The sequence below is a fragment of the Desulfoluna sp. HI9BLuna genome (assembly GCF_056829775.1).
Genome location: NZ_CP186555.1, coordinates 2,446,333 through 2,471,834, shown reverse-complemented (window position 1 = coordinate 2,471,834; position 25,502 = coordinate 2,446,333). Strand labels below are relative to the sequence as shown.

Below are 25,502 nucleotides of genomic sequence, written 5' to 3'. Positions count from 1 at the left end.
AAAGGGTCGGGACAATCGTCCCAACCCTTTGAAACTTACGTATATTTTTATAGGATGGTACCCCCAGCAAGAATTGAACTTGCGCACATGGATTAGGAATCCAATGCTCTATCCACTGAGCTATGGGGGCACTAATCTATATAGAGACGCTGACCCGGATAGATGGTGCTTCCTGAAGTCAGGTTATTCAGGTCAAGCAATCTCGCGACTGAGATATTATGTTTTGTGGCAATTGTAAAGGGATTATCACCGCGTTTGACATAATAGACGGATTTTTTTGCCTGGCGGGCCTTGGGCGAAGCCGGGCTGGGCAGTTTGAGGACCTGGCCCACGGTGAGGGTGTTGCTGGAGAGACGGTTGGTCTCCTTGAGCGCCGTGGGGGTTGTGCCGTACTTTCTGGCAATGAGCCAGAGGGACTCGCCCTTGCGCACCACATGCTTGGTGGGGCGCTTGGCGTTGGGGATGGCGGTGTTGGCGTAATATCCCTTGGTGGTGTAGCCCCGCTGGGGGATTTTGATCTTCTTTCCGGCCACAATGATGTGGCGGTTGGAGAGGCCGTTGGCCCTTGAGATGGCCTTTACCGAGGTGCCGTAACGCTTGGCCAGGGTGGAGAGGGTGTCCCCCGGGCGGACCTTGTGGTAGACGAAGGCGCGCTGGGGCGGCAGGGAGACCCTCAGGGAGCTCATGGCGGTGAGGGTGGCCTTGCTCTTGCCTACGGGAACCCGGAGGCTGTAGCTCTCCTTGGGAAGGATGCCGTAGCGCAGCTCGGGGTTGAGGCGCTTGAGGGTGGCGTAGGGGGCGCCGATGGCCTTGGCCACATCCGCGAGTTTTACCTGCTTTTTGACGGTGACGGTGTCGAACGTGGGCGGCGTGTTCAGCGTGACGGTGTGGAAGCCGTACTTCTCAAGGTTGTTGACGATGTGGATCGTGGCAATGAACTTGGGCACGTAGCGGGCCGTCTCCGAGGGAAGCCGGGAGTAGAGGTCCCAGAAGTTGTCCAGGTAGTTGAGGTTCTGGCGGCGGATGATCTTCAGCACCCGGCCCTCGCCGCAGTTATACGCCGCAAGGACCGTGGACCAGTCCCCGAAGAGCTTGTGAAGCCTGTCGAGGTAGGCGATGGCGGCGTCCGTGGATTTTTCCGGGTCCAGGCGCTCGTCCACGAAGGTGGTGCGCTTCAGGCCGTACATGTACCCCGTGGATGGGACGAACTGCCAGAGACCCAGGGCCCGGGCAGAAGAGAGGGCCTTGACCTTGTACCCGCTCTCCACCAGGGGCAGCCAGGAGAGTTCGGCAGGCAGGCCGGCTTCCTGGAGTTTTTTGACCATCATGGGCCGGTACTGCCCGGATCGTTTCAGGGATTCGGCAAAGAAGCGGCGGTCCTTTTTGGTGAAGATGTCGATCTCCCGCTGCACCTGCTGGTTGATGGTGATGGGGATGGCGTTGCGCGTAAAGGAGGTGGTGGTGGCCCGGGAGGTGTAAATCTCAAGGATCCGGCGTGAGATGGTAAACCGGAGGTCCTCCTTCTGCTGGAGAAGCAGGGGATCGTTGCCTGTGTCGACCTTGAGGATCAGGCCGTAGGCCTCGTCAAGGCTGGAGAGGGCCCCGTCCATGTCGCCCTTTTCCCAGAATGACTGGGCCGCCTTGCAGTACTCGATGGCATGGTCGAAGAGGGGGAGCTCTTCCTGGGCTTCTTCAGGCAATTCCAGGGAGATATTGCGCCGGTTGGTGGCGAAGTTGAAATCCGTGGGCTCGGGCGCTGTTTTTTCTATGCCTATATAAGGATAGCGTGGCGCCTTGGTATTGAGGGGGGCCGTCGGCGTTGTGCATGCGGTGGTGAGCAGCACGAAGGCGCATGTGATAAGGGAGGTCTTTTTCATAGGGTTTTGGCTCTTATATGGCTGTAAGTTGTTGTTATCTGAATACAGGGGAATTACAGGCTTGGGCAGGAGGTGTCAAGTGATTTGGGTGGAAGCCCGGTGAGCGGCTACGGGCAGACGAAGAAAAAAGGAGACGGCAGCGGGAAAAAAGGGGAGACAAATTTAAGGGGATAAAAAACCAATTGTATGGTAATATCCGACAATTAGGTCCGAAGATGTCCGGTGGGCATGCTGGTTTTTTGCAAAATCGCATTTGCGGGAGAAATACGGAGCTTTTGGGAGATAAATTGGGCTTTGAGGCTAATATTTCCATCTAATCACCTATAATCGGCATTGATAAATTATGGCCTCATGGGTAAAAAGGCTTCGTTCTTTGACGACGGCAGTCTTCAAATCGAGCCGGCATAGCTCAGTTGGCAGAGCGTCTCACTTGTAATGAGATGGTCCTCCGTTCGATTCGGGGTGCCGGCTCCAAAAAGAACATGTTCCAAAAATGGTGGGGTTCCCGAGTGGTCAAAGGGATCAGACTGTAAATCTGACGGCTCAGCCTTCGGAGGTTCAAATCCTCCCCCCACCACCATCCCGGAAAAGCAAGCCGGGTGTAGGAGGCCAAATGGCCGCGACTACACGGCTGCCTGCATAAAACTTGCTTCCGGTGTTTTACACCGGTTAGGTCGGCGGGAGTAGCTCAGTTGGTAGAGCTTCAGCCTTCCAAGCTGAATGTCGCGAGTTCGAATCTCGTCTCCCGCTCCATTTGGCTATTGCCCGGCCGCATAATCAGCGATTTAGCCCATGTAGCTCAGTTGGTAGAGCGCATCCTTGGTAAGGATGAGGTTCATCAGTTCGACTCTGATCATGGGCTCCACGCTGATTTGTGTTTAGCCTTCTGATATTGCGGCAGGTGTAAGTAAGCAAGTCACACCATATTATATTAAGAACACAATTTGGGTAAAGCACCAAACGTACAGGGAGGTAGTTGACATGGCAAAGGAAAAATTCGAGCGGTCCAAGCCGCATGTGAACGTCGGTACCATCGGTCACATTGACCATGGCAAGACTACGCTGACCGCTGCGATCACCAAGCAGAACGCACTCCGTGCCGGAGCAGGTTCCGCCATCGCTTTCGATGAGATTGACAAGGCTCCTGAAGAGAAAGAGCGCGGAATCACCATTGCCACCGCACACGTGGAGTATGAGACCCCCAATCGTCACTATGCTCATGTTGACTGCCCCGGCCACGCCGACTACATTAAGAACATGATCACCGGTGCTGCTCAGATGGACGGCGCAATCCTGGTTGTTTCCGCTGATGACGGCCCCATGCCCCAGACCCGTGAGCACATCCTGCTCGCCCGTCAGGTTGGCGTTCCCCGCATTGTGGTCTTCCTTAATAAATGCGACATGGTCGACGACGAAGAGCTCATCGAGCTCGTTGAGATGGAGCTCCAGGAGCTTCTCTCCAAATACGATTTCCCCGGCGACGACACCCCCATCATCCGCGGCAGCGCCCTGCGCGCCCTGGAAGCCGACAGCCACGAAGACGACGCTGCTCAGTGCATCTTCGAGCTCATGGACGCTTGCGACAGCTTCATCCCCGAGCCCGAGCGTGACACCGACAAGGATTTCCTCATGCCCATCGAGGACGTCTTCTCTATCTCCGGCCGAGGTACCGTTGTTACCGGTCGTATTGAGCGCGGTGTGATCCACACCGGCGACGAAGTGGAACTCGTGGGTATCCGTCCCACCGCCAAGACCGTATGTACCGGTGTTGAGATGTTCCGCAAGCTTCTCGACGAAGGCATGGCCGGTGACAACGTAGGCCTGCTTCTCCGCGGCACCAAGCGTGACGAGGTCGAGCGCGGCCAGGTTGTGGCCAAGCCCGGGACCATCACTCCCCACACCAAGTTCAAGGCAGAGATCTACGTTCTCTCCAAGGAAGAAGGCGGACGTCATACTCCTTTCTTCTCCGGCTACCGTCCCCAGTTCTTCTTCCGTACCACGGACGTGACCGGTATCCTGAACCTGCCTGAGGGTGTTGAGATGATCATGCCCGGCGATAACACCGCCATCATTGCTGAACTGATCAGCCCCATCGCCATGGAAAAAGAGCTTCGTTTCGCGATTCGCGAAGGCGGCCGTACCGTCGGTGCCGGGGTTGTATCCGAAATCATCGAATAGATCGAGGAGCCGATAAGTGCGAACTCTAGTGACTCTCGCCTGCACCGAGTGCAAAAGGCGAAACTACACCACGACAAAAAACAAGCGTACGACGCCTGACAAGCTTGAATTCAAGAAGTACTGTCCCTTCTGCAAGAAGCATCTTGCTCACAAGGAGACGAAGTAATCAGGTCCATAGCCGGGGTGGGTCCCACCGAATTCACCCCGGTCGCTTGAAAAAGGTTTACCTTGCAGGTCAGTAGCTCCAATTGGTAGAGCGTCGGTCTCCAAAACCGAATGTTGGGGGTTCGAGTCCCTCCTGACCTGCCACAAACCTTGATTAGAGGGGCTCCCTGGGACCTCCCTATCGACAGATACAGAAGGAGAGGTATGGGTCGTATACAGCGCAAAAAGACAGAGAGCCAGAAACTGAAGCAAAAGGAGAAGCAAAAGCTTCGAAGGGAATCACAAGCTGACGTTCTGGCGGACCAAGGGCCCTCGTCAAAGAAGTTACCTGATCAGAAAAAGCAGATTCAGACCAAGGCTCATTATTCGGTGAAGACGACCGGAATCAATAATGAGCCTGGTTTGATTGAGAAGGTGAAAACTTTCTTTAACGAGGTGAAATTAGAGACAAAAAAGGTTGTATGGCCTGAAAAGAAACAGACGATTGCCTCCACCTCGGTGGTCATTGTCCTCGTGATTCTCATCTCATCCTTTCTGGGCTTGGTCGATGTGGGTTTAAAGGGCCTAATCAGTCTCGTTCTTCACTAAAACCGAGGAGATAGTTCAGTGGCTCTAAAATGGTATGTGGTTCACGTATACTCGGGCTTTGAAAATAAGGTCAAAGCTGCCCTGGAAGAGCGGATAACCGCATCACCCTTCAAGGAGAAATTTGAGGAGATCGTTGTTCCCACGGAGCAGGTCGTTGAGCTGGTCAAGGGGAAGCGGCGTGAGTCTTCAAGAAAATTCTACCCGGGCTACATCCTTGTCCGAATGGAGCTGAACGACAATACCTGGCACATCGTCAACAACACCGCGAAAGTTACCGGTTTTCTTGGGGGAAGGAACAGGCCTGCGCCGATCTCGGATGACGAGGCCGAAAAGATCCTGAACCGCATGGAGGCGGGCAAAGAGAAGCCTCAACCGAAATTTCTATTTGAAACTGGCGACGAGATTCGCGTAATCGACGGGCCCTTCACGAATTTCAACGGCACGGTAGAAGAAGTCAATCCTGAAAAGGGAAAGATCAAAGTGCTGGTGAGTATCTTTGGACGTGCTACGCCAGTTGAACTGGACTTTGTTCAGGTAACGAAGTTATAGCATTCACTATCGGGAGTAAGTAAGTACAATGGCAAAAAAAGTTATTGGACAGATAAAATTACAGGTAAAGGCCGGCAAAGCCAACCCCTCACCACCCATTGGTCCTGCGCTTGGTCAGCATGGTGTGAACATCATGGACTTCTGCAAGGCGTTCAACGCACGAACCGCCAAGGAAGAGCCTGACATGATCATCCCGGTGGTGATTACCGTTTTTGCCGACAGGACGTTCAAGTTCATCACCAAGACCCCTCCGGCATCGGTGCTTCTGAAAAAAGCAGCCAAGCTTCAGAAGGGCTCTAGCGATCCCCTTCGCAACAGGGTCGCAAAAATTACCATGGATCAGGTGGAAGAGATCGCCAAGATCAAGATGGAAGACCTCAACGCCAACGATCTCGAGGCTGCAAGCAAGATCATTGCAGGCACAGCCCGAAGCATGGGAATTGACGTCGTCTAATTGGATTTAGATAAGGAGCAATAGGGTACGATGCCAAAGCGTGGTAAAAAATACATAGAAGCTGGGAAAGATGTAACTCCCCTGCAGAAGTTTGAACTGGCTGAAGCCGTGGGGGCTGCTGTTTCCAACGCATACGCCAAGTTTGACGAAACCGTGGACGTGGCCATCCGTCTCGGGGTCGATCCCCGTCATGCGGATCAGATGGTGCGCGGCACCTGCATCCTTCCCCACGGCCTCGGTAAAGAGGTGAAGGTCCTTGTGTTCTGCAAGGGCGAAAAAGAGAAAGAGGCACTGGACGCCGGTGCTGATTTCGCAGGAAGCCAGGATCTCGTTGAAAAGATCCAGGGCGGCTGGTTCGAGTTCGACAAGGCCATTGCCACCCCCGACATGATGGGCGTGGTCGGCAAGATCGGTCGCGTTCTCGGTCCCCGTGGCCTGATGCCCAACGCCAAGACCGGCACCGTCACCTTTGACGTGGCCAAGGCCGTTGAAGAGCTCAAGGCCGGTAAGATCGACTTCCGTGTGGAAAAGGCAGGGATCATCCATGCCCCCATCGGAAAGGTCTCCTTCGGTGCTGAAAAACTCACCGAAAACCTGACCGCACTTCTTGAGGTGCTCATCAAGCTCAAGCCTTCCGCAGCCAAAGGCGCCTACTTCAAGAGCCTCACTGTTTCCTCTACCATGGGACACGGCTACCGGGTCGATCCCACCGCTCTGAAAGAAGTTGCAAAATAGATCTTGCCTTTGATCTGCTCAAGGTATATACTATATCGATTTTTTCATTTGGGCATAACCCGCCTGCCGCACTTGGTGCGGCAAGGCCCGGGTTCTATATATGTCACAGACAGTAGGTGCACACGTTAGGTTCACCGTGTTTAATCGGCGAGGCCGGCCTACCGAGACACTCGTTTTGGTACAGTTGGCACCTCATGTAGAAAAATCTGCTTAAAGGAGGTGTGAAAGAATTGAATCTGGATAAGAAAAAGGCTGTTGTAGATAGCCTGCACGAAAAGCTTGCGAAGTCCGCCATCGTCATCTCGACGGATTACAAGGGACTGGACGTGGCTACAGTGACCAAGCTCCGAGCCGAACTGACCAAGGTCGGCGTCGAGTTCCACGTTGCCAAAAACACCCTGCTTCGGCGCGCTTCCGAAGAGACAGACGCAGCGCTTATTACCGACTCCTTCAAGGGCCCCACGGCCATCGCCATCAGTTTTGATGATCCGGTGGCTCCTGCCAAGATCCTCTCCAAGTTCGTCGAAGAGAACGAGAAGATGCAGATCAAGGCAGCCGTCATGGAAGGCAAGACCCTGGATTTGAATGGCCTCAAGGCGCTCTCCGAGCTGCCTTCACGCGAGGTTCTCCTCTCCCAGGTACTCTCCGCCATGAATGCGGTGCCCACTGGTATGGTACGCGTTCTTGCAGAAGTCCCCCGACAGATGGTCAACGTCCTTTCGGCCATCAAGGATCAGAAGGAAGCGGCGTAATTTGCGCGGGTTTCCGTTTACGACACAATCGATACACTAGAACAAGATAAGTTTTTCTGGAGGTTATAAAACAATGGCTGATATTACCAAAGACGACGTAATTGAGTTTATCGCAAACATGACTGTTCTCGAGCTTTCCGAGCTCGTTAAGGAACTCGAAGATAAATTTGGTGTTTCTGCTGCCGCTCCCGTAGCCATGATGGCTGCTGGCCCTGCAGGCGATGCAGGCGGTGCTGCTGAAGAGAAGACTGAGTTCGACGTCATCCTCACTTCTGCCGGCGACAAGAAGATCAACGTGATCAAAGAGATCCGCGCCATCACCGGCCTCGGTCTCAAAGAAGCCAAGGCTCTCGTTGACGAAGCTCCCAAGCCCGTTAAAGAAGGCATCGCCAAAGACGAAGCAGAAAAAGTCAAGGCTCAGCTCGAAGAAGCTGGCGCTCAGGTTGAACTTAAGTAATCAAACGCTTAATTAGCCTACCATACCCAATTACTATCACCTTTGCGGATGAAAGGCGGGCACTTGTGCCTGCCTTTTAATCCGCTAATCCTGTTTCTGCAGTCTCAACAAAAAATTTGGAGATGATATGACTGGAAGCCCCTTGGCGAAAAAGCGATTAAGGAAGAATTTCGGAGGGAAGCATAAAATCGCTGAGATTCCTGATCTTATCGGTATGCAGCGAGATTCTTACAACCGTTTTCTGCAGATGGATGTTCCGCCTGAGAAGAGGGAGGATATAGGTCTCCAGGCAGTCTTCAAGTCCGTTTACCCCATCAAGGACTTTACAGGTAGCGCTTCCCTTGAGTACGTATCGTATTCCTTCGGTGAGATCAAGCACTCCATGGAGGAGTGCATCCAGCGTGGGATGACGTATGAGATCTCCCTTCGGATTCGCGTTCGCCTCGTCGTCTACGACATTGATAAGGACGCCGGTATCTCCAATATCCGGGACATCAAAGAGCAGGAGATCTATTTCGGCACCATCCCCCTGATGACCAAGCGGGGAACCTTTATCATCAACGGCACCGAGCGTGTCGTGGTGAGCCAGCTCCACCGATCCTCCGGTGTCTTTTTTGACCACGACAAAGGCAAGACCCACTCCAGCGGCAAGATTATCTATTCGGCACGGATCATCCCCGTGCGTGGTTCCTGGATCGACATGGAAGTCGACCCCAAGGATATCGTTTACATTCGCATCGACCGCCGCAGGAAGTTTCCCGTTACCGTACTGTTCAAGGCCTTTGGATACACCAACGAAGACCTGCTGACCTATTTCTATGCCAAAGAGAAGATTCTCCTGGAAGGCGGCGTGTTCAAGCGCGTCTTCAACGAGGACTTCCTCAAGGGCCAGCGTGCCAGCGAGGACATCACGGATCCCGAATCCGGTGAAGTCATCGTCAAGCAGGGCCGCCTGTTCACCAAGCGTGCCATCAAGCAGCTCAAGGCCCTGGGCACCGAGACCCTGCCCATCAGCCCCGACGACATCCAGCAGCGTGGCCTGGCCACCCGACTGGTGGACCCCAAGACCGGCGATGTGGTTGCCATGGCAGGGGACCTGGTGGACGAGGAGGTGCTCGAGCGCATTTCCGAATCCAACGTAACGGGCTTCGAACTCCTCTATCAGGACACGGCCTACTCTTCGGATGCCATCCGCAAGACCATCGTGGCCGACAAGGTGAACACCAAGGAAGAGGCCCTGGTAGAGATCTACCGCCGTCTCCGTCCCGGCAACCCGGCCACCCCCGAGGTCGCCCAGGAGTTCATCGACCACCTCTTCTTTAAAGAGGCATACTACGACCTGTCAGGTGTGGGCCGACTCAAGATGAATCACCGTCTGGGCCTCAACACCGATATCAATATCAAGACCCTGCGCCGTGAGGACATCCTCCTCACCGCCAAGACCCTGGTCCAGCTCCGCGACACCCAGGGTGTGGTGGACGACATCGACCACCTGGGCAACCGACGCGTCCGCGCCGTGGGCGAGCTCCTGGAGAACCAGTACCGCATCGGCCTGGTCCGCATGGAGCGTGCCATCAAAGAGCGCATGAGCATGCAGGAAGTAGACGCCCTCATGCCCCACGACCTGGTGAACCCCAAGCCGGTGTCCGCCGTGGTCAAGGAGTTCTTCGGCACCAGCCAGCTCTCCCAGTTCATGGACCAGACCAACCCCCTGTCGGAGACCACCCACAAGCGTCGTCTCTCGGCCCTGGGACCCGGCGGTCTGACCCGTGAGCGCGCAGGCTTTGAGGTGCGAGACGTGCACCCGTCCCACTACGGCCGTATCTGCCCCATTGAGACCCCTGAAGGCCCCAACATCGGCCTCATCGTCTCTTTGTGTACATATGCCCGCGTCAACGACTTCGGGTTCATCGAGACCCCGTACCGCGTGGTCAACGACGCCCATGTCACCAACGATGTTCGCATGCTCAGCGCCTTCGAGGAGAAGGCCCTGCCCATCGCCCAGGCCAACGCGCCCATGGACGACAACAACGACTATGTGAACCCTCTGGTGACCTCCCGCGTGGAAGGGGAATTCGAGATGGTGGAGCGCGAAGAGATCGAGCTCATGGACATCTCCCCCAACCAGCTGGTGAGCGTCTCCGCGTCGCTTATTCCCTTCCTGGAAAACGACGACGCCAACCGAGCCCTCATGGGCTCCAACATGATGCGCCAGGCCGTGCCCCTGACCCAGAGCCGCGCGCCCCTGGTGGGCACCGGCGTTGAGGGCGTTGTGGCCCGTGACTCCGGCGTGGCCATTGTGGCCGAGGCCGACGCCACCGTGGTGGAGGTGGACTCCGAGCGCATCGTGCTTCAGCACGATGTGGACATGGAGAAGCCCGGGTTCAACCCGGTGACCATCTACAACCTCTCCAAGTTCATTCGCTCCAACCAGAACACCTGCTTCAACCACCGACCCATCGTGGTCAACGGTCAGAAGGTGAAAAAGGGCGAGGTCCTGGCCGACGGCCCCTCCACCGAGAAGGGCGAACTGGCCCTGGGCCAGAACGTCACCGTGGCCTTCATGCCCTGGGGCGGTTACAACTTTGAGGACTCCATCCTCGTCTCCGAAGCCATTGTCCGCGACGGGGTGTACACCAGCATCCACATCGAAGAGTTCGAGGTGGTGGCCCGTGACACCAAGCTGGGCAAGGAAGAGATCACCCGGGACATCCCCAACGTCGGGGAAGAGGCCCTGAAAGATCTGGACGACAGCGGGATCATCCGCCTGGGCGCCGAGGTCAACCCCGGGGACATCCTCGTGGGCAAGATCACGCCCAAGGGCGAAACCCAGCTCTCCCCCGAGGAGAAGCTGCTCCGCGCCATCTTTGGTGAGAAGGCAGGGGACGTCAAGGACACCTCCCTGAGGGTTCCCCCCGGTGTCACCGGCACCGTGGTGGACGCCAAGGTCTTCTCCCGACGCGGCGTGGACAAGGACGACCGTACCCGTCACATCGAGGACGACGAGATCGCAGGCTTTGAAAAAGATCGCAACGACAAGATCGAGGTGATCGAAAAAACAGCCCGCGAGATGATCGAAGCCATGGTGGTGGGCAAGAGCTGCCCCACCCCCTTGCGCAAGGCCAAGAAGGTCGTGATCCCGGCCGACACCGTCATCACTGACGAGATGTTCGCCGAGGTCTCCCTCTCTCAGCTGGAGGGGATCATCCTGGACGACGACACCGTCACCGAGCGGGTCAACGAGATCCTGGACCGCAAGAACGAAGAGATCGAAAAGATCAAGAAGACCTTTGAAGATCAGGTGGTGCGCTACGAGAAGGGGGACGACCTCCCTCCGGGCGTCATCAAAATGATCAAGGTCTACGTCGCCATGAAGCGCATGCTCTCCGTGGGTGACAAGATGGCGGGCCGCCACGGGAACAAGGGTGTTGTCTCTCGCGTCCTTCCCCAGGAAGACCTGCCGTACTTTGAAGACGGCACCATGGTGGACATGATCCTGAACCCCCTGGGCGTTCCTTCGCGAATGAACGTGGGGCAGATTCTGGAGATTCACCTGGGTCGAGCCGCCAAGGGTCTCGGCAACCAGATTGCCGACCTCATCGACGCCAAGAAGGCCGAAGACCTGCGAACCAAGCTCAAGCGGATCTTTACCGGCGAGGCGGACCACGAGATGATGGACAGCCTGGAAGGCGACGACATCTATACCTTTGCTGAAAACTATCGACGCGGGGTCCACATGGCCACCCCGGTCTTTGATGGCGCCGAAGAAGAAGACATCAAGCACTACCTGACAGAGGCGGAGTACAAAACCTCCGGCCAGGCCCGTCTGTTCGACGGCCGGACCGGCGAGCCTTTCGACGGTGAGGTGACGGTCGGCACCATGTATATGCTCAAGCTCCACCACCTGGTGGACGACAAGCTCCACGCCCGATCCATCGGTCCCTACTCCCTTGTGACCCAGCAGCCCCTGGGCGGCAAGGCGCAGTTTGGTGGCCAGCGTCTCGGGGAGATGGAGGTCTGGGCCATGGAAGCGTATGGTGCGTCCCATGCGCTCCAGGAGTTCATTACGGTCAAGTCCGACGACATGGCCGGTCGTACCCGAATGTACGAAAAGATCGTGAAGGGACAGGCCGTTCTCGAGCCGGGAATGCCCGAATCCTTCCGCGTTCTTACCAAAGAACTGCAGAGCCTCGGACTGGACGTAACCTTAATCGAAGGCACTAACTAAGGAGCAGATATTGGAAACCCTATACGATTTTTTCGCCAAGCCGATAGATCCCAAGATGTACTCCGGCGTAAAGATTGCCCTGGCTTCCCCCGAGCAGATCATGCAGTGGTCCCACGGGGAGATCAAAAAGCCCGAGACGATCAACTACCGTACGTTCAAGCCTGAGCGGGACGGCCTGTTCTGTGCCAAGATCTTTGGTCCCACCAAGGACTATGAGTGCAACTGCGGCAAGTACAAGCGCATGAAGCACCGGGGCGTGGTGTGCGAAAAATGTGGCGTCGAGGTCATTCAGTCCAAGGTGCGCCGCGAGCGTCTGGCCCACATTGAGCTGGCTACCCCCGTGGCCCATATCTGGTTCCTGAAGAGCCTGCCCAGTAAGATCGGCAACCTTCTGGACATCACCCTGAAGAATATGGAGAAGGTCCTCTATTTTGACAGCTACATCGTCATGGACCCCAAGGAGACCGGTCTTACCAAGTACCAGCTCCTCTCCGACGACAAATACATCGAGGCCCTGGACCTGTACGGCAAGGAAGCCTTTGAGGTGGGCATCGGTGCCGAAGCGGTGCGAACCCTTCTGGAAGAGCTGAACCTGGAGCAGATCTACAACGACCTGCGCGAGGAGCTCAAGACCACCACCTCTTTGGCCAAAAAGCAGAAGCTGAGCAAGCGACTCAAGATCGTCGACGCCTTTTACAACTCCGGCGTGGACCCCATCTGGATGATCATGAGCGTTGTGCCCATCCTGCCGCCGGACCTGCGTCCCCTGGTGCCCCTGGAGGGCGGTCGTTTCGCCACCTCGGACCTGAACGACCTCTACCGCCGGGTGATCAACCGGAACAACCGCCTGAGCCGCCTCATGGAGCTCAAAGCGCCCGACATCATCGTGCGCAACGAAAAGCGTATGCTCCAGGAGTCTGTGGACGTGCTTTTCGACAACGGCCGTCACGGCCGCGTGGTTACCGGCACCAACAAGCGTCCCCTGAAATCCCTCTCCGATACCCTGAAGGGTAAGCAGGGCCGCTTCCGTCAGAACCTCCTCGGCAAGCGTGTGGACTACTCCGGCCGTACCGTTATTACCGTCGGCCCGAACCTGCGCCTGCATCAGTGCGGCCTGCCCAAGAAGATGGCCCTGGAGCTCTTCAAGCCCTACGTCTACCATCGCCTTGAGAAAAAGGGCCTGGTCTCCACGGTCAAGAGCGCCAAGAAGATGGTGGAGCGTGAAGTCCCCGAGGTGTGGGACACCCTGGACGAGGTGGTTAAAGAGTATCCCGTGATGCTCAACCGTGCGCCCACCCTTCACCGTCTCGGCATCCAGGCCTTTGAGCCGGTGCTCGTGGAAGGCAAGGCCCTTCAGCTGCACCCCCTGGTCTGTACCGCCTTCAACGCCGACTTTGACGGGGACCAGATGGCCGTCCATCTGCCCCTCTCCATTGAGGCTCAGGTGGAAGCCCGCGTGCTGATGCTCGCCTCCAACAACACCCTGTCGCCCGCCAACGGCCAGCCGGTGATCGTGCCTACCCAGGACATCGTCCTCGGTCTGTACTACATCTCCCGCCAGGTGGACGGCGCCCGCGGCGAAGGGACCCTCTTCGGCAGCTTCGACGAGGTCCGAACCGCCTACGATCACGGCAAGATGGGTATCCATGCTGCCATCAAGGTACGCATGGGCGAAGAGATGGTGGAGACCACCGTGGGTCGAACCCTGCTGTGGGACATCATTCCTTCCCACCCCGAGCTGAGCTTCCGCCGCATTGTGGTCAAAGACCGCGACAAGGCCGATGAGATCAAAGAGGCCCTGACTTCCGGAACCCCCTTTGCCGACCTGGTGGAACGATCCGAAACCTCCGACAAGAAGCGCGGCGGAGACATCGGGTACATGGACCACGAGGAGATGCGCAAGGTCTTCCGCATCGACGACGACACCCTGGAGGTCATCTTTGCCATGGAGATCGGTGATATCAGCGATCCCATCGAGACCCAGGGCGGATACAATATCTTCTATGTGGCCAACAGGCGCCCCGGCGTGCCCTTCGCCATGATCAACAAGGTCATGGACAAAAAGGCGGCCCGGGACCTCATCGACTTTGCCTACCGCTACATCAGCCCCAAGGCCACGGTTCTCCTGGCGGACCGCCTGAAGAACCTGGGGTACCGATACTCCACCATCGGCGGCCTCTCCATCTCCATCGACGACATGGTGATTCCCGGCAACAAATGGGACATCATGAAGGAGTCCGAAGACAAGGTTGTGGAGATCAACCGTCAGTACGCCGAGGGTCTCATCACCCAGGGCGAAAAATACAACAAGGTGGTGGATATCTGGGCCAAGGCCACGGACGACATCGCCAACGCCATGATGGATACCATGAGCGAGCCCAAGGTGCCTGTGGAACTCCCCGAAAAGGGAGAGCACGACATCCGCCTGGATACCCGCAACGTGGACAACATCAACTCCATCTTTATGATGGCTGACTCCGGGGCCCGAGGCTCCAAGGACCAGATGCGTCAGCTGGCCGGTATGCGAGGCCTCATGGCCAAGCCCTCCGGTGAGATCATCGAGACGCCCATCCAGGCGAACTTCCGCGAAGGCCTTTCGGTGCTTCAGTACTTCGTCTCCACCCACGGTGCCCGTAAGGGTCTGGCGGATACGGCCCTTAAAACGGCTAACTCCGGTTACCTCACCCGTCGTCTTGCCGACGTGGCCCAGGACTGTGCCGTCATCGAGCCCGACTGCGGCACCACCATGGGTATCGAAGTGGAAGCTCTCATGGAAGGCGGCGAGGTGATTCAGCGCCTTGGTGAGCGTATCCTCGGTCGAACCACCCTGGAGAACGTCTACGACCCCTTCACCGACGAGGTGCTGGTGGAAGAGGGTGTTGAGATCGACGAGAAGATCCTCTCCATCATGGAAGATGCCGGCATCACCAGCCTCAAGATCCGCTCCGTCCTCACCTGCAAGACCCGCGGCGGGGTGTGCGCCAAGTGTTACGGCCGAGACCTTTCCCACGGGGATACCGTGGAGATCGGACAGGCCGTGGGCATCATGGCCGCCCAGTCCATCGGCGAGCCCGGTACCCAGCTCACCATGCGTACCTTCCACATCGGTGGTACGGCGAGCCGGAAGGTTGAGGTTGCTGAGATCAAGGCCCGCGTCGACGGCAACATCAAGTTCCTCGACGACCTCAAGGTGGTCAAGAACGAAGAGGGCGAGCTCATCGTCATGAACCGTCGCGGCGGGGAGTTCTCCATTGTGAGCGACACCGGCCGTGAGCGTGAGAAGCACCACGTTATCTATGGTGCCCACCTCCTGGTGGAAGACGGAGCCTCTGTGGAGAATGGTCAGCTCCTGGCGTCTTGGGACCCCTTCACTGTGCCCATCATCACCGAGGTATCCGGCAAGGTCAAATTCGGCGACATCGAGTCCGGCAAGACCATGCAGGAAAAACTGGACCCCGTCACCGGCAAGTCCAGCCGTACCATTATCGAGAGCCGCATCGGCGATGCCCGTCCCCGCATCTCCATCAAGGACGAGAACAACAAGACCGTCCAGCTCGGCGGCGGGGCCCTGGCCCGGTACAGCCTGCCCGTGGAAGCGGTTATCCTGGTGGAGGAGCACGACGAGGTCAAGGCGGGTCACATCATCGCCAAGCTGCCCCGAGCCACCACCAAGACCAAGGACATCACCGGTGGTCTTCCCCGTGTTGCCGAACTCTTTGAAGTTCGTAAGCCCAAGGAGACCGCGGTGCTGACCCAGATCGACGGTTACGTGGGTATTGCCAAGGGCACCAAGGGCAAGCAGAAGGTCACCGTGACCAACGCCGATGCCGGCGAGAAGCGCGAGTATCTGATCCCCAAAGGGCGTCACATCAACGTCTACGAAGGGGACTATGTCCGTGCGGGTGAAAAGCTCACCGGCGGCAGCGAAAACCCCCAGGACATCCTGAACATCAAAGGCGAGGTGGCTCTGGCCAGCTACCTGGTGGACGAGGTCCAGCAGGTCTACCGTCTCCAGGGCGTCCGCATCAACGACAAGCACATCGAGGTCATCGTGCGCCAGATGATGAAGCGGGTCAAAGTCACCGACTCCGGCGACTCCAACTTCATCATGGAAGAGCATGTGGACCGCACCGAGTTTGCAGACGTGAACCGTGCACTGGTGGAAGAGGGTGCTCAGCCCGCCCAGGGCGAGCCTTTGATCCTCGGGATCACCAAGGCCTCCCTCTCCACGGACAGCTTCATCTCGGCGGCTTCCTTCCAGGAGACCACCAAGGTCCTCACCGAAGCGGGCATCCGCGGCAAGGTGGACACCCTGCGGGGTCTCAAGGAAAACGTGATCATGGGCCGGCTCATTCCCGCCGGTACCGGCATCGCTCAGTACCGCAATATTGAAGTGCAGAGCGACCTCGAAGAGGTTGTTGAAGAGAGCAACGTCATCGATCTGTAGAAAAAAAAGGCGGGTTTCTTCGGGTTTTTTCGGGGGAACCCGCCTTTGATACAATTGGGTAAGGAAATTATTCCTTGACAAAACGGGGTGGTATATGTATCATGCCGTATTTTGCGTTTTAGGAAAATGACAAACAATTAAAGGAGTTTGGTACGAAATGCCTACGATTAACCAGTTGGTCCGGAAAGGAAGAACGCGCGCGAAGAAAAAGACCAGCACGCCAGCCCTGATGGGTGGGCCTCAGAAGCGTGGTGTCTGTACTCGTGTGTATACTTCGACTCCGAAAAAACCAAACTCAGCACTCAGGAAGGTGGCCAGGGTTCGCCTCACTACAGGCGTGGAAGTTACCGCCTATATCCCCGGCATCGGCCATAACCTCCAGGAACACTCCGTTGTCCTGGTTCGCGGTGGTCGTGTAAAAGACCTTCCGGGTGTCCGTTACACTATTGTAAGGGGTACCCTTGATACGCTGGGTGTGGAAGACAGGAAGCAGAGTCGCTCCAAGTACGGTGCACGCAAGCCTAAGTAAGACGACTCTTCATCTGATTCGTTAACCAAGATTTGTTCAAAGAGTGAGTAGCTATGCCAAGAAGAAGGGAAGTTCCCCATAGACCGGTAATGCCCGATCCCCGATACAACAGTGAGCTGGTTTCACGATTCGTGGCGGCCATTATGCTTGACGGGAAAAAAAGCACCGCCGAGAAAATTTTCTATGGCGCCTTTGACATCATCAAGGAGAAGAGCGGTCAGCCTCCCCTTGAGGTGTTCGAAAAAGCCCTTGAAAACGTGCGACCCGCCATCGAGGTTAAGTCCCGAAGGGTGGGGGGATCCACTTACCAGGTTCCCACTGAGATCCGTCCCTCACGGCGCAGGGCCCTGGCCATTCGCTGGGTCATCGAGTATTCCCGCAAGCGTTCCGAAAAATCCATGGCAGCCAAGCTGGCCGCCGAGATGATGGACGCAGCAAGCAACCGCGGTGCTTCCGTTAAGAAGCGTGAAGACACCCACAAGATGGCAGACGCAAACAAGGCATTCGCCCACTACAGGTGGTAATCCGGATCCAATTGTTACGCGACCGATTGCACTGTATGCGAGACGCTTTGAAGCGCGCTTTATGTCAGCCTGCATGAAGGCAAACACCATCACATTCCGACCCGCCAAGGTCGGAGGAGGAAAAAACAACCCATGGCAAAAGAAAAATTTGAACGTTCCAAACCGCATGTAAACGTCGGTACCATCGGTCACATCGACCATGGCAAGACCACGCTCACCGCTGCGATTACCAAGCAGAACGCCCTCCGAGCCGGAGCAGGCGCAGCCGTTGCCTTCGACGAGATCGACAAGGCACCGGAAGAGAAAGAGCGCGGCATCACCATTGCAACCGCTCACGTGGAGTACGAAACTCCCAACCGTCACTACGCACACGTTGACTGCCCTGGTCACGCCGATTACATTAAGAACATGATCACCGGCGCCGCCCAGATGGACGGTGCGATCCTGGTTGTGTCCGCAGACGACGGCCCCATGCCCCAGACCCGTGAGCACATCCTGCTCGCCCGTCAGGTTGGTGTTCCCCGTATTGTTGTGTTCCTCAACAAGTGCGACATGGTCGACGACGAAGAGCTCATCGAGCTCGTTGAGATGGAGCTCCAGGAGCTTCTCTCCAAGTACGATTTCCCCGGCGACGACACCCCCATCATCCGCGGCAGCGCCCTGCGCGCCCTGGAAGCCGACACCCACGAAGACGCAGCCGCTGCTTGCATCTTCGAGCTCATGGACGCGTGCGACAGCTTCATCCCCGAGCCCGAGCGTGACACCGACAAAGATTTCCTCATGCCCATCGAGGACGTCTTCTCCATCTCCGGCCGTGGTACTGTTGTAACCGGTCGTATCGAGCGTGGTGTGATCCACACCGGCGACGAAGTGGAACTCGTGGGCATCCGTGCCACCGCCAAGACCGTTTGTACCGGTGTTGAGATGTTCCGCAAGCTTCTGGACGAAGGCATGGCCGGTGACAACGTTGGCCTGCTGCTCCGCGGCACCAAGCGTGACGAGGTTGAGCGCGGCCAGGTCGTAGCCAAGCCCGGTACCATCACGCCCCACACCAAGTTCAAGGCAGAGATCTACGTCCTCTCCAAAGAGGAAGGCGGCCGCCATACCCCGTTCTTCTCCGGCTACCGTCCCCAGTTCTTCTTCCGTACCACCGACGTCACCGGGATCCTGAACCTCCCCGAAGGCGTTGAGATGATTATGCCCGGCGACAACACCGCCATCATTGCTGAACTGATCAGCCCCATCGCCATGGAAAAAGAGCTCCGCTTCGCTATCCGTGAAGGCGGTCGTACCGTTGGTGCTGGCGTCGTATCTGAAATTATTGAATAGGTGGGACCCAAATCATGATGATCAATACCAAAATCAGGATCAGACTCAGGGCATACGACCACAGGCTTCTCGACAAATCAGCCCTTGATATTGTCGACACCGCCAAGAAGACAGGCGCAAAGATCTGCGGGCCCATTCCATTGCCCACGCGTACCAACAAATTCTGCATTCTTCGCTCACCCCACGTGAACAAAAAATCACGTGAGCAGTTTGAGATCAGAACCCACAAGAGACTGCTGGACATTCTCGAACCCACCCAGCAGACCGTGGACGCTCTGATGAAGCTGGATCTTTCGCCCGGTGTCGATGTAGAGATTAAACTGTAGTTAAGGGGTATATTACCAATGAGTAGAGGACTTTTGGGTAAAAAATTGGGGATGACAGGCGTCTACTCCTCAGACGGGAGGTACATCCCCGTCACTGTAGTACAGGTAGGCCCCTGCGTCGTAACTCAGATCAAAACCGTGGACACGGACGGGTACAACGCCGTTCAGCTCGGATTCGGTGAGAAAAAAGCAAAGCACACCACCAAGCCCCTGAAGGGCCACTTCGCCAAAAGCGGCGAGAGCTTTTTTTCCGATGTCCGTGAGTTTGAAGTGGCTGATCCCGCTGAGTACTCCCTGGGCCAGGAAATCACCGCCGAGATGTTCGAGGTTGGTGAACTCGTGGACGTGACCGGAACCTCCAAAGGCCGCGGTTTCTCAGGTACCATCAAGCGCCACGGGTTCTCCCGCGGCCCCGAGACCCACGGTTGCCGTAACCACAGGGCCCCCGGCTCCATCGGTTGCAGCGCCTGGCCTGCCAAGGTTTTTAAAGGAAAGAAGCTTCCCGGACAGTACGGCGGCGTCAGAAAGACCGTTCGAAACCTGACCGTTGTGGACATTCGTGCCGACGAAAATGTGGTTCTCATTCAGGGCTGCATTCCCGGCGCCAAGTCCGGTCTTGTTGAGATCAAGAAGCCGAAGTTTGGCAAGTAAACGATGAACATCAACGTGTGCCCAACCGCAGGGACCCTGCGAAGTGGGTGCATGAAAATAAAAAACGAGGGAAGTTATGGCTGTCGTTGATGTACTGAATGTTACAGGAGATAAGGTCTCGCAGGCTGAGCTTGCGGACGATATCTTCAATGTAGCCGTAAAAGGAAGTGTCCTTCACGAAGTGGTCAAGATGCAGTTGGCCAACCGGCGCGCCGGGTCTGCATCTGTTACGAACCGCTCCGATATTACCGGTAGCACCAAGAAGCTTTACCGGCAGAAGGGTACCGGCAACGCCCGCTCCGGCTCCATCAAGTCGCCCCTGCGTCGTGGTGGTGGGGTTATCTTTGGCCCCCAGCCCAAGAGCTGGGCGTACAAAGTGCCCAAGAAGGTGCGGAAGCTTGCACTGAAAATGGCTCTTTCCAGCCGTTTCCAGGGCGATAACCTCATGGTTGTCGATACCTTCGGAGTGGACGAGATCAAAACCAAGACCGTTGTCAAGGCCCTTACCGACCTTAAGGTCGACAACGCTCTGATCGTGACCGACGCGGAAGATATCAAATTTGAGCTGTCAGCGCGCAATATCAAAGGCGTCAAGGTGATCCGCACCGAGGGCCTGAACGTGTATGATATTCTCAAGTACAACAAGCTGGTCCTCATTGAGTCTTCCATCAAAGGCATCGAAGGGAGGCTTTCAGCATGAATACATTCGATATCATTATCAAGCCGTTGAACACGGAAAAGACCACGATTCAGAAAGAGACGCTGAACCAGGTATCTTTTGAAGTCGCCCCGAAGGCCAACCGGATTGAGATCAAGAAGGCTGTCGAGAAGATCTTCAAAGTCGGCGTGGAAGATGTCCGCACGGTTAACGTGAAGGGCAAGGTCAAGCAGAGAGGCAAAATCGTCGGAAAGCGCAAAGACTGGAAAAAGGCGATTGTGACGCTGGTGCCTGGAAGTACCATTGAATTCTTTGAAGGCGTATAGACCGGGAGCGATAAATGGCAGCAATTAGAAAAACCAAACCGACATCACCTGGCCGCAGGCACCAGGAATATTCGACGTTTGAAGGGATTACCACCGACAAACCCGAAAAGAGTCTGCTGCGGCCCCTGAAGAAAAGCGGCGGTCGTAACGTCAACGGCCGGATTACCTGCCGTCACAAGGGTGGTGGACACAAGAGACATTACAGGGTCATCGACTTCAAGCGTGACAAAGTCGGTATCCCTGCTAAAGTAGCGACGATCGAATACGATCCCAACCGCAGCGCCCGGATCGCTCTGCTTCACTACGTCGATGGCGAGAAGCGGTACATCCTGGCACCCATCAACCTCAATGTGGGCGATCAGATCATGTCCGGCCCTGAGGCCGACATCAAGCCCGGGAACTGCCTCCCCCTGGAGAACATTCCCCTGGGTACCCAGATCCACAACATTGAGCTCAAGGTGGGCAAAGGTGGGCAGATCGTTCGCAGCGCCGGAACCTTTGCACAGCTGATGGCCAAAGAGAAGGCCTACGCCATGGTTCGACTTCCCTCCGGTGAAGTACGCATGGTCCTTGCCACGTGCAAGGCGACCATCGGGCGACTTGGAAATACAGAGCACAGCAGCATCAACAAGGGCAAAGCCGGCCGTACCCGCTGGATGGGCGTTCGTCCCAGTGTCCGCGGTGTGGCCATGAACCCTGTTGACCATCCCATGGGTGGTGGTGAAGGACGCTCTTCCGGCGGCCGTCACCCCTGTTCACCCTGGGGCGTACCCTCTAAGGGCTTCCGCACCAGAAAGAACAAGACCACCAACCGTTACATCGTGAAGCGACGCACGAAGTAACAGGCTCGCGTAAAGCAATTACGGGTAATTTGAAAGATTAAGAACAGGAGACAAAATGCCACGTTCGCTTAAGAAAGGGCCGTTTGTTGATGCAAAGCTTGTCAAGAAAGTGCTCTTGGCTCAGGAAAGCCGATCCAACCAGGTCATCCAGACATGGTCGAGACGATCTACCATCTTCCCCGAGATGGTAGGGTTGACGCTTGCAGTACACAACGGTCGTAAATTCATTCCGGTATTCGTTACCGAGAATATGGTTGGCCATAAACTGGGGGAATTTTCACCGACACGCACCTACTGGGGGCATGCGGCTGATAAAAAGACCAAGGGCAAATAGCGCCCCGCAAACCTTTAAGTAGAGGATGACTTACAATGGAGGTTAAAGCTGTAGCAAGGTATGTGCGAATTTCTCCTCAGAAGGTGCGGAAGATTGTCGGCGCCGTGAAGGGGAAGCCTGTCGAATCAGGCCTCAATTCGCTCAAATTTATGCCTCAGAAAGCCGCTGCAATCGTCGAGAAGACTCTGCGGTCAGCTGTCGCCAACGCCGATCACAACAACGAACTCGACGTTGACGCGCTCTTTATTAAGAATATTACGGTTGACCAAGGGCCCAGCCTGAAGCGGTTCAGGGCCAGAGCGCGCGGTAGAGGATCCCGCATCCTGAAGAAAACCAGTCACATCACAGTCGTCGTGGCTGATGAGGCGTAACGAAAAGGAGATAAAAAGTTGGGCCAGAAAGTAAATCCAATAGGACTTAGACTCGGAATCAACAAGACCTGGGATTCCCGCTGGTACGCCGACAAGCAGTATGCGGATTTTGTCATGGAAGATTTCCGGATCCGCAAGTTTCTCAAAAAGCGACTGTACCATGCCGGTATTTCCAAGGTAGAGATTGAGCGATCCTCCAAGAGGATCCGCCTCCGCATCCACACTGCCCGCCCCGGGATCGTCATCGGCAAGAAGGGCTCTGAGATCGGTCTGCTCAAGACCGACCTGGTGAAGCTGATTTCTGCCGGTGGGGACAAGCGCGACGTCATGATCGACATTCAGGAGATCAAACGTCCCGAGCTTGATTCCCAGATGGTGGCTGAAAACGTGGCCCTCCAGCTGGAGCGCCGTGTGGCCTTCCGCCGCGCCATCAAGCGCTGCGTCTCCTCGGCTATGCGTTTCGGCGCACTGGGCATCAAGATCATCTGTGCCGGCCGTCTGGGTGGCGCTGAAATGGCCCGTACCGAATGGTACCGGGAAGGCAGGGTGCCCCTTCATACCCTCCGTGCGGATATCGACTACGGTTTTGCCGAAGCCCATACGACCTATGGGGTCATCGGCATCAAAGTGTTTATTTTCAAAGGAGAGATCCTGGGTAAGGACTGATGTGGCCCTTGCTTTGACAGGATAATGAAGGAGTTTCCAAATGCTGAGTCCTAAAAAGGTCAAATTCAGAAAGCAGCAGCGTGGAAGAATGACGGGGAAAGCCTACCGTGGCTCCACCCTCAGCTTCGGCGAATTCGGGCTGCAGGCCCTGGAGTGCGGCTATGTTAACGCACGCCAGATCGAGGCTGCCCGTATTGCCATGAACCGTCGCGTTAAGCGTGGCGGAAAGATGTGGATCCGGATTTTCCCGGACAAGCCCATCACCAAGAAACCTGCCGAAGTCCGAATGGGTAAAGGTAAAGGTTCCACCGAGGCATGGGTTGCCGTTGTCAAACCCGGCAAGATCCTTTATGAACTCGAAGGTGTTCCCAGAGATCTGGCTCGCGAAGCGATGCGTCTTGCCGCCCACAAGCTTTCCATTAAAACACGTTTTATTGAGAGGGGCGACTACTAATGAAGATCAAAGATATTCGTGCCATGGGCAAGGATGATCTGAAGGCGAAACTTCAGGACCTCAAGGAAGAGCACTTCAACCTGCGCTTCCAGCACGGCGTGGGGCAGCTTGAGAAGACCTCCATGCTCAAAAGCGTGCGAAGGGACATTGCCAAGGTCGAGACGGTCATCCGGGAAAACTGAACTTTCTAAAGGTAGAGACTAGTTACCGCTATGAAAAAACGAGGAATGAAGAGACAGCTGCAGGGAACTGTGGTGTCCGATAAGATGGATCGAACCGTCGTCGTTCTTGTGGAAAGGCTGGTTAAGCATCCTCTTTACAAGAAATATATCAAGCGCCACAACAAATATGCAGCCCACGACGCGGAGAACGCATGCGGCATCGGCGACAAGGTCGTCATCACCGAGTGCAGGCCCCTGAGCAAAAGCAAACGGCACCGCGTCAGCAAGATTGTTGAAAAGGCGGTTTGATAAAGAAGGAAGACAACGATGATTCAGACAGAAACTAGATTGACCGTGGCAGACAACTCCGGTGCCAAGGAGCTGTACTGCATCAAGATATTGGGCGGTTCCAAAAAGCGATACGCAGGTGTCGGCGACATCATCGTCGTGTCTGTCAAGGAGGCCATTCCCAACGCCAAGGTAAAAAAAGGCGATGTGATGAAGGCCGTGATTGTACGCACGAAGAAGGCCATCAAACGAGCCGATGGATCTTACATCCGTTTCGACGAGAACTCCGCGGTACTGGTCAATCAGAGCCAGGAACCCATCGGAACGCGTATTTTCGGCCCGGTGGCAAGGGAGCTGAGGGCGAAGCGATTTATGCGTATCATCTCACTGGCTCCTGAAGTCCTTTAATGCCGGAAAAGACCCCGGTCGCTATTTTGGAGACAAATTATGAACAGTGAAAAATCTCATATCCGAAGAGATGATAAAGTTAAGGTTCTTACCGGAAAGGACAGGGGCAAGATCGGCAAAGTCCTCAAAGTCATCCGGAAGGAAAACCGGGTTGTTGTGGAGAACATCAACAAGGTGAAGCGCCATCAGAAGCCTAACTTCAAGAACACCCAGGGCGGTATCATTGAAGCCGAGGCGCCCATTCACCTGTCCAATGTTCAGCTGATGTGCAACCACTGCCTCAACCCCGTCCGGATAAAGATGAAGGTCCTGGAAGATGGTTCGAAGGTCCGTGTTTGCAGAAAATGCAATGAAACCATCGAAGCTTAGGGCCAAGGCGGAGGATGTAAATGTCAGATTTTAAAAAACAGTATCAGGAAGAAGTGGTTCCCAAGCTTATGGAAACCTTCGGGTATAAAAACCTCATGGAGGTACCCAAGGTTGAGAAGGTTGTCCTGAACATGGGCCTGGGCGAAGCCATCAAGAACGGAAAGATCCTCGACTCGGCAGCTGCCGAGCTGGCGACCATTTCCGGTCAGAAGCCGGTGATCACCAAAGCCAAGAAGTCCATCGCAGCCTTCAAGCTGCGCGAAGGCATGCCCATTGGGTGCATGGCGACCCTGCGCAAGGAGAAGATGTGGGATTTCCTCTACAGGCTGATCAACATCTCCCTTCCTCGCGTTCGGGACTTCCGCGGTATTTCCGGCAAGGCCTTCGACGGCCGAGGCAACTACTCTCTGGGCGTTCGTGAGCAGATTATTTTCCCTGAAATCGATTACGATAAAATCGATCAGATCAAGGGGCTGAATATCACGATCGTGACCACTGCCAAGAACGACGCGGAAGGCAAAGAGCTTCTCAGGCTCCTTGGAATGCCTTTCCGGAATTAGAGGAAAAAGACCTGACTTCATGAAGGGGGCGATAAGGGAGACCGAGTCCCCGCAAGGAAGTCTGCAAGGAGAAAGCTGTGGCAAAGAAATCAATGATGGTGAAAGCCGAACGCAAGCCCAAGTTTAAAGTCCGTGCGAACAACAGATGCCCGATGTGCGGGAGGCCCAGGGCTTACATGCGAAAGTTCGGTATCTGCCGTATCTGTTTCAGGAACCTTGCATCGCACGGCAAGTTACCCGGTGTTACTAAGTCGAGCTGGTAAGGGATTTTTTCCT

Annotated in this window: 29 protein-coding genes and 6 tRNA genes; 33 read left to right on the top strand and 2 right to left on the bottom strand. The window is 55.9% G+C overall.

The window, feature by feature from the left end; all coding sequences use genetic code 11:
• Positions 1–55: 55 nt before the first annotated feature.
• Positions 56–130 (bottom strand) — tRNA-Arg (locus ACOYW0_RS10050).
• 1 nt (position 131) lies between these two features.
• Positions 132–1,877 (bottom strand): LysM peptidoglycan-binding domain-containing protein, encoded by a 1,746-nt coding sequence (locus ACOYW0_RS10045; protein WP_482418319.1) that lies wholly within the window; start codon positions 1,875–1,877, stop codon positions 132–134.
• Positions 1,878–2,275: 398 nt separating this feature from the next.
• On the opposite strand from ACOYW0_RS10045, the gene ACOYW0_RS10040 reads away from it, so the two are divergent.
• From ACOYW0_RS10040 to ACOYW0_RS09880, 33 genes are all read left to right on the top strand, one after another.
• A tRNA-Thr gene (locus ACOYW0_RS10040) sits at positions 2,276–2,351 on the top strand.
• A 21-nt stretch (positions 2,352–2,372) separates the two neighbouring features.
• Positions 2,373–2,457: transfer RNA gene (locus ACOYW0_RS10035), tRNA-Tyr, on the top strand.
• 97 nt (positions 2,458–2,554) lie between these two features.
• Positions 2,555–2,630 (top strand) — tRNA-Gly (locus tag ACOYW0_RS10030).
• A gap of 35 nt (positions 2,631–2,665) precedes the next feature.
• Positions 2,666–2,742: transfer RNA gene (locus ACOYW0_RS10025), tRNA-Thr, on the top strand.
• 116 nt (positions 2,743–2,858) lie between these two features.
• The gene (tuf, locus tag ACOYW0_RS10020) at positions 2,859–4,055 is read left to right on the top strand and encodes an elongation factor Tu (RefSeq protein WP_482418318.1); all 1,197 of its coding nucleotides are present in this window, start codon (positions 2,859–2,861) and stop codon (positions 4,053–4,055) included.
• Between the two features lie 16 nt (positions 4,056–4,071).
• Positions 4,072–4,221 carry a 50S ribosomal protein L33 gene (rpmG, locus tag ACOYW0_RS10015; RefSeq protein WP_092214426.1) on the top strand — a complete coding sequence of 50 codons (150 nt, stop codon included), beginning with the start codon at positions 4,072–4,074 and terminating at the stop codon, positions 4,219–4,221.
• 66 nt (positions 4,222–4,287) lie between these two features.
• Positions 4,288–4,364 (top strand) — tRNA-Trp (locus ACOYW0_RS10010).
• A 60-nt stretch (positions 4,365–4,424) separates the two neighbouring features.
• Positions 4,425–4,808 (top strand): preprotein translocase subunit SecE, encoded by a 384-nt coding sequence (gene secE / locus ACOYW0_RS10005; protein ID WP_180137675.1) that lies wholly within the window; start codon positions 4,425–4,427, stop codon positions 4,806–4,808.
• Positions 4,809–4,826: 18 nt separating this feature from the next.
• Positions 4,827–5,357: a transcription termination/antitermination protein NusG gene (gene nusG / locus ACOYW0_RS10000; protein WP_180137674.1), complete on the top strand. Its 531-nt coding sequence runs from the start codon at positions 4,827–4,829 to the stop codon at positions 5,355–5,357.
• Between the two features lie 28 nt (positions 5,358–5,385).
• Positions 5,386–5,811 carry a 50S ribosomal protein L11 gene (gene rplK / locus ACOYW0_RS09995; RefSeq protein WP_180137673.1) on the top strand — a complete coding sequence of 142 codons (426 nt, stop codon included), beginning with the start codon at positions 5,386–5,388 and terminating at the stop codon, positions 5,809–5,811.
• A gap of 30 nt (positions 5,812–5,841) precedes the next feature.
• Positions 5,842–6,546, top strand: a complete 705-nt coding sequence (gene rplA, locus ACOYW0_RS09990; protein WP_482418317.1) for a 50S ribosomal protein L1 — start codon at positions 5,842–5,844, stop codon at positions 6,544–6,546.
• A gap of 221 nt (positions 6,547–6,767) precedes the next feature.
• Positions 6,768–7,298 carry a 50S ribosomal protein L10 gene (gene rplJ, locus ACOYW0_RS09985; RefSeq protein ID WP_482418316.1) on the top strand — a complete coding sequence of 177 codons (531 nt, stop codon included), beginning with the start codon at positions 6,768–6,770 and terminating at the stop codon, positions 7,296–7,298.
• 73 nt (positions 7,299–7,371) lie between these two features.
• Positions 7,372–7,755 (top strand): 50S ribosomal protein L7/L12, encoded by a 384-nt coding sequence (gene rplL, locus ACOYW0_RS09980; RefSeq protein ID WP_218950963.1) that lies wholly within the window; start codon positions 7,372–7,374, stop codon positions 7,753–7,755.
• Between the two features lie 127 nt (positions 7,756–7,882).
• Positions 7,883–11,983 (top strand): DNA-directed RNA polymerase subunit beta, encoded by a 4,101-nt coding sequence (gene rpoB / locus ACOYW0_RS09975; RefSeq protein ID WP_180137671.1) that lies wholly within the window; start codon positions 7,883–7,885, stop codon positions 11,981–11,983.
• Between the two features lie 10 nt (positions 11,984–11,993).
• Positions 11,994–16,430, top strand: a complete 4,437-nt coding sequence (rpoC, locus tag ACOYW0_RS09970; RefSeq protein ID WP_482418315.1) for a DNA-directed RNA polymerase subunit beta' — start codon at positions 11,994–11,996, stop codon at positions 16,428–16,430.
• A 157-nt stretch (positions 16,431–16,587) separates the two neighbouring features.
• Positions 16,588–16,959, top strand: coding sequence for a 30S ribosomal protein S12 (rpsL, locus tag ACOYW0_RS09965; protein ID WP_180137669.1), 372 nt, complete (start codon positions 16,588–16,590; stop codon positions 16,957–16,959).
• 53 nt (positions 16,960–17,012) lie between these two features.
• A complete protein-coding gene (gene rpsG, locus ACOYW0_RS09960; RefSeq protein WP_180137668.1) occupies positions 17,013–17,483 on the top strand; it encodes a 30S ribosomal protein S7 in 471 nt (156 codons plus the stop codon).
• 132 nt (positions 17,484–17,615) lie between these two features.
• A complete protein-coding gene (gene tuf, locus ACOYW0_RS09955) occupies positions 17,616–18,812 on the top strand; it encodes an elongation factor Tu (protein ID WP_482418314.1) in 1,197 nt (398 codons plus the stop codon).
• A 17-nt stretch (positions 18,813–18,829) separates the two neighbouring features.
• On the top strand, positions 18,830–19,138 hold the full coding sequence (gene rpsJ / locus ACOYW0_RS09950) for a 30S ribosomal protein S10 (RefSeq protein WP_092214491.1): 309 nt from the start codon (positions 18,830–18,832) through the stop codon (positions 19,136–19,138).
• A gap of 18 nt (positions 19,139–19,156) precedes the next feature.
• Positions 19,157–19,789, top strand: coding sequence for a 50S ribosomal protein L3 (rplC, locus tag ACOYW0_RS09945; RefSeq protein ID WP_180137666.1), 633 nt, complete (start codon positions 19,157–19,159; stop codon positions 19,787–19,789).
• 76 nt (positions 19,790–19,865) lie between these two features.
• Entirely contained in the window at positions 19,866–20,489 is a 624-nt protein-coding gene (gene rplD, locus ACOYW0_RS09940) for a 50S ribosomal protein L4 (RefSeq protein ID WP_180137665.1), read from the top strand.
• The gene (locus ACOYW0_RS09935) at positions 20,486–20,773 is read left to right on the top strand and encodes a 50S ribosomal protein L23 (RefSeq protein ID WP_092214396.1); all 288 of its coding nucleotides are present in this window, start codon (positions 20,486–20,488) and stop codon (positions 20,771–20,773) included. The genes rplD and ACOYW0_RS09935 overlap by 4 nt, the downstream gene beginning before the upstream one ends.
• 14 nt (positions 20,774–20,787) lie before the next feature.
• Positions 20,788–21,615, top strand: coding sequence for a 50S ribosomal protein L2 (rplB, locus tag ACOYW0_RS09930; protein ID WP_180137664.1), 828 nt, complete (start codon positions 20,788–20,790; stop codon positions 21,613–21,615).
• 55 nt (positions 21,616–21,670) lie between these two features.
• The gene (gene rpsS, locus ACOYW0_RS09925) at positions 21,671–21,949 is read left to right on the top strand and encodes a 30S ribosomal protein S19 (RefSeq protein ID WP_092214391.1); all 279 of its coding nucleotides are present in this window, start codon (positions 21,671–21,673) and stop codon (positions 21,947–21,949) included.
• A gap of 35 nt (positions 21,950–21,984) precedes the next feature.
• Positions 21,985–22,320: a 50S ribosomal protein L22 gene (gene rplV, locus ACOYW0_RS09920; protein ID WP_482418313.1), complete on the top strand. Its 336-nt coding sequence runs from the start codon at positions 21,985–21,987 to the stop codon at positions 22,318–22,320.
• Positions 22,321–22,338: 18 nt separating this feature from the next.
• The gene (rpsC, locus tag ACOYW0_RS09915) at positions 22,339–22,986 is read left to right on the top strand and encodes a 30S ribosomal protein S3 (RefSeq protein ID WP_180137662.1); all 648 of its coding nucleotides are present in this window, start codon (positions 22,339–22,341) and stop codon (positions 22,984–22,986) included.
• Positions 22,987–23,026: 40 nt separating this feature from the next.
• On the top strand, positions 23,027–23,440 hold the full coding sequence (gene rplP, locus ACOYW0_RS09910) for a 50S ribosomal protein L16 (protein ID WP_092214385.1): 414 nt from the start codon (positions 23,027–23,029) through the stop codon (positions 23,438–23,440).
• The gene (gene rpmC, locus ACOYW0_RS09905; RefSeq protein ID WP_180137661.1) at positions 23,440–23,622 is read left to right on the top strand and encodes a 50S ribosomal protein L29; all 183 of its coding nucleotides are present in this window, start codon (positions 23,440–23,442) and stop codon (positions 23,620–23,622) included. Before rplP ends, rpmC begins: the two co-directional genes overlap by 1 nt.
• Positions 23,623–23,652: 30 nt before the next feature.
• On the top strand, positions 23,653–23,910 hold the full coding sequence (rpsQ, locus tag ACOYW0_RS09900; protein WP_180137660.1) for a 30S ribosomal protein S17: 258 nt from the start codon (positions 23,653–23,655) through the stop codon (positions 23,908–23,910).
• 18 nt (positions 23,911–23,928) lie between these two features.
• Complete coding sequence (gene rplN / locus ACOYW0_RS09895) at positions 23,929–24,297, top strand: 50S ribosomal protein L14 (RefSeq protein WP_180137659.1); 369 nt, start codon at positions 23,929–23,931, stop codon at positions 24,295–24,297.
• A gap of 39 nt (positions 24,298–24,336) precedes the next feature.
• On the top strand, positions 24,337–24,666 hold the full coding sequence (rplX, locus tag ACOYW0_RS09890; RefSeq protein ID WP_482418312.1) for a 50S ribosomal protein L24: 330 nt from the start codon (positions 24,337–24,339) through the stop codon (positions 24,664–24,666).
• A gap of 20 nt (positions 24,667–24,686) precedes the next feature.
• Positions 24,687–25,226 carry a 50S ribosomal protein L5 gene (rplE, locus tag ACOYW0_RS09885; RefSeq protein ID WP_180137657.1) on the top strand — a complete coding sequence of 180 codons (540 nt, stop codon included), beginning with the start codon at positions 24,687–24,689 and terminating at the stop codon, positions 25,224–25,226.
• A 92-nt stretch (positions 25,227–25,318) separates the two neighbouring features.
• Positions 25,319–25,489 (top strand): type Z 30S ribosomal protein S14, encoded by a 171-nt coding sequence (locus tag ACOYW0_RS09880; protein ID WP_281374462.1) that lies wholly within the window; start codon positions 25,319–25,321, stop codon positions 25,487–25,489.
• Positions 25,490–25,502: the final 13 nt, after the last annotated feature.

Excerpts from the sequence above, each read along its gene's own strand:
- rplA (WP_482418317.1), top strand. The coding sequence starts at position 5,842 with ATGCCAAAGCGTGGTAAAAAATACATAGAAGCTGGGAAAGATGTAACT.
- tuf (WP_482418318.1), top strand. The coding sequence starts at position 2,859 with ATGGCAAAGGAAAAATTCGAGCGGTCCAAGCCGCATGTGAACGTCGGT.
- secE (WP_180137675.1), top strand. The coding sequence starts at position 4,425 with ATGGGTCGTATACAGCGCAAAAAGACAGAGAGCCAGAAACTGAAGCAA.
- rpsJ (WP_092214491.1), top strand. The coding sequence starts at position 18,830 with ATGATCAATACCAAAATCAGGATCAGACTCAGGGCATACGACCACAGG.
- ACOYW0_RS09880 (WP_281374462.1), top strand. The coding sequence starts at position 25,319 with ATGATGGTGAAAGCCGAACGCAAGCCCAAGTTTAAAGTCCGTGCGAAC.
- rplB (WP_180137664.1), top strand. The coding sequence starts at position 20,788 with ATGGCAGCAATTAGAAAAACCAAACCGACATCACCTGGCCGCAGGCAC.
- ACOYW0_RS10045 (WP_482418319.1), bottom strand. The coding sequence starts at position 1,877 with ATGAAAAAGACCTCCCTTATCACATGCGCCTTCGTGCTGCTCACCACC.
- rpsQ (WP_180137660.1), top strand. The coding sequence starts at position 23,653 with ATGAAAAAACGAGGAATGAAGAGACAGCTGCAGGGAACTGTGGTGTCC.
- rplN (WP_180137659.1), top strand. The coding sequence starts at position 23,929 with ATGATTCAGACAGAAACTAGATTGACCGTGGCAGACAACTCCGGTGCC.
- rplV (WP_482418313.1), top strand. The coding sequence starts at position 21,985 with ATGGAGGTTAAAGCTGTAGCAAGGTATGTGCGAATTTCTCCTCAGAAG.
- tuf (WP_482418314.1), top strand. The coding sequence starts at position 17,616 with ATGGCAAAAGAAAAATTTGAACGTTCCAAACCGCATGTAAACGTCGGT.
- rplD (WP_180137665.1), top strand. The coding sequence starts at position 19,866 with ATGGCTGTCGTTGATGTACTGAATGTTACAGGAGATAAGGTCTCGCAG.
- rpmC (WP_180137661.1), top strand. The coding sequence starts at position 23,440 with ATGAAGATCAAAGATATTCGTGCCATGGGCAAGGATGATCTGAAGGCG.
- rplK (WP_180137673.1), top strand. The coding sequence starts at position 5,386 with ATGGCAAAAAAAGTTATTGGACAGATAAAATTACAGGTAAAGGCCGGC.
- rplC (WP_180137666.1), top strand. The coding sequence starts at position 19,157 with ATGAGTAGAGGACTTTTGGGTAAAAAATTGGGGATGACAGGCGTCTAC.
- rplX (WP_482418312.1), top strand. The coding sequence starts at position 24,337 with ATGAACAGTGAAAAATCTCATATCCGAAGAGATGATAAAGTTAAGGTT.
- rpoB (WP_180137671.1), top strand. The coding sequence starts at position 7,883 with ATGACTGGAAGCCCCTTGGCGAAAAAGCGATTAAGGAAGAATTTCGGA.
- rpsG (WP_180137668.1), top strand. The coding sequence starts at position 17,013 with ATGCCAAGAAGAAGGGAAGTTCCCCATAGACCGGTAATGCCCGATCCC.
- ACOYW0_RS09935 (WP_092214396.1), top strand. The coding sequence starts at position 20,486 with ATGAATACATTCGATATCATTATCAAGCCGTTGAACACGGAAAAGACC.
- rplL (WP_218950963.1), top strand. The coding sequence starts at position 7,372 with ATGGCTGATATTACCAAAGACGACGTAATTGAGTTTATCGCAAACATG.
- rplP (WP_092214385.1), top strand. The coding sequence starts at position 23,027 with ATGCTGAGTCCTAAAAAGGTCAAATTCAGAAAGCAGCAGCGTGGAAGA.
- rplE (WP_180137657.1), top strand. The coding sequence starts at position 24,687 with ATGTCAGATTTTAAAAAACAGTATCAGGAAGAAGTGGTTCCCAAGCTT.
- rpsS (WP_092214391.1), top strand. The coding sequence starts at position 21,671 with ATGCCACGTTCGCTTAAGAAAGGGCCGTTTGTTGATGCAAAGCTTGTC.
- rpsL (WP_180137669.1), top strand. The coding sequence starts at position 16,588 with ATGCCTACGATTAACCAGTTGGTCCGGAAAGGAAGAACGCGCGCGAAG.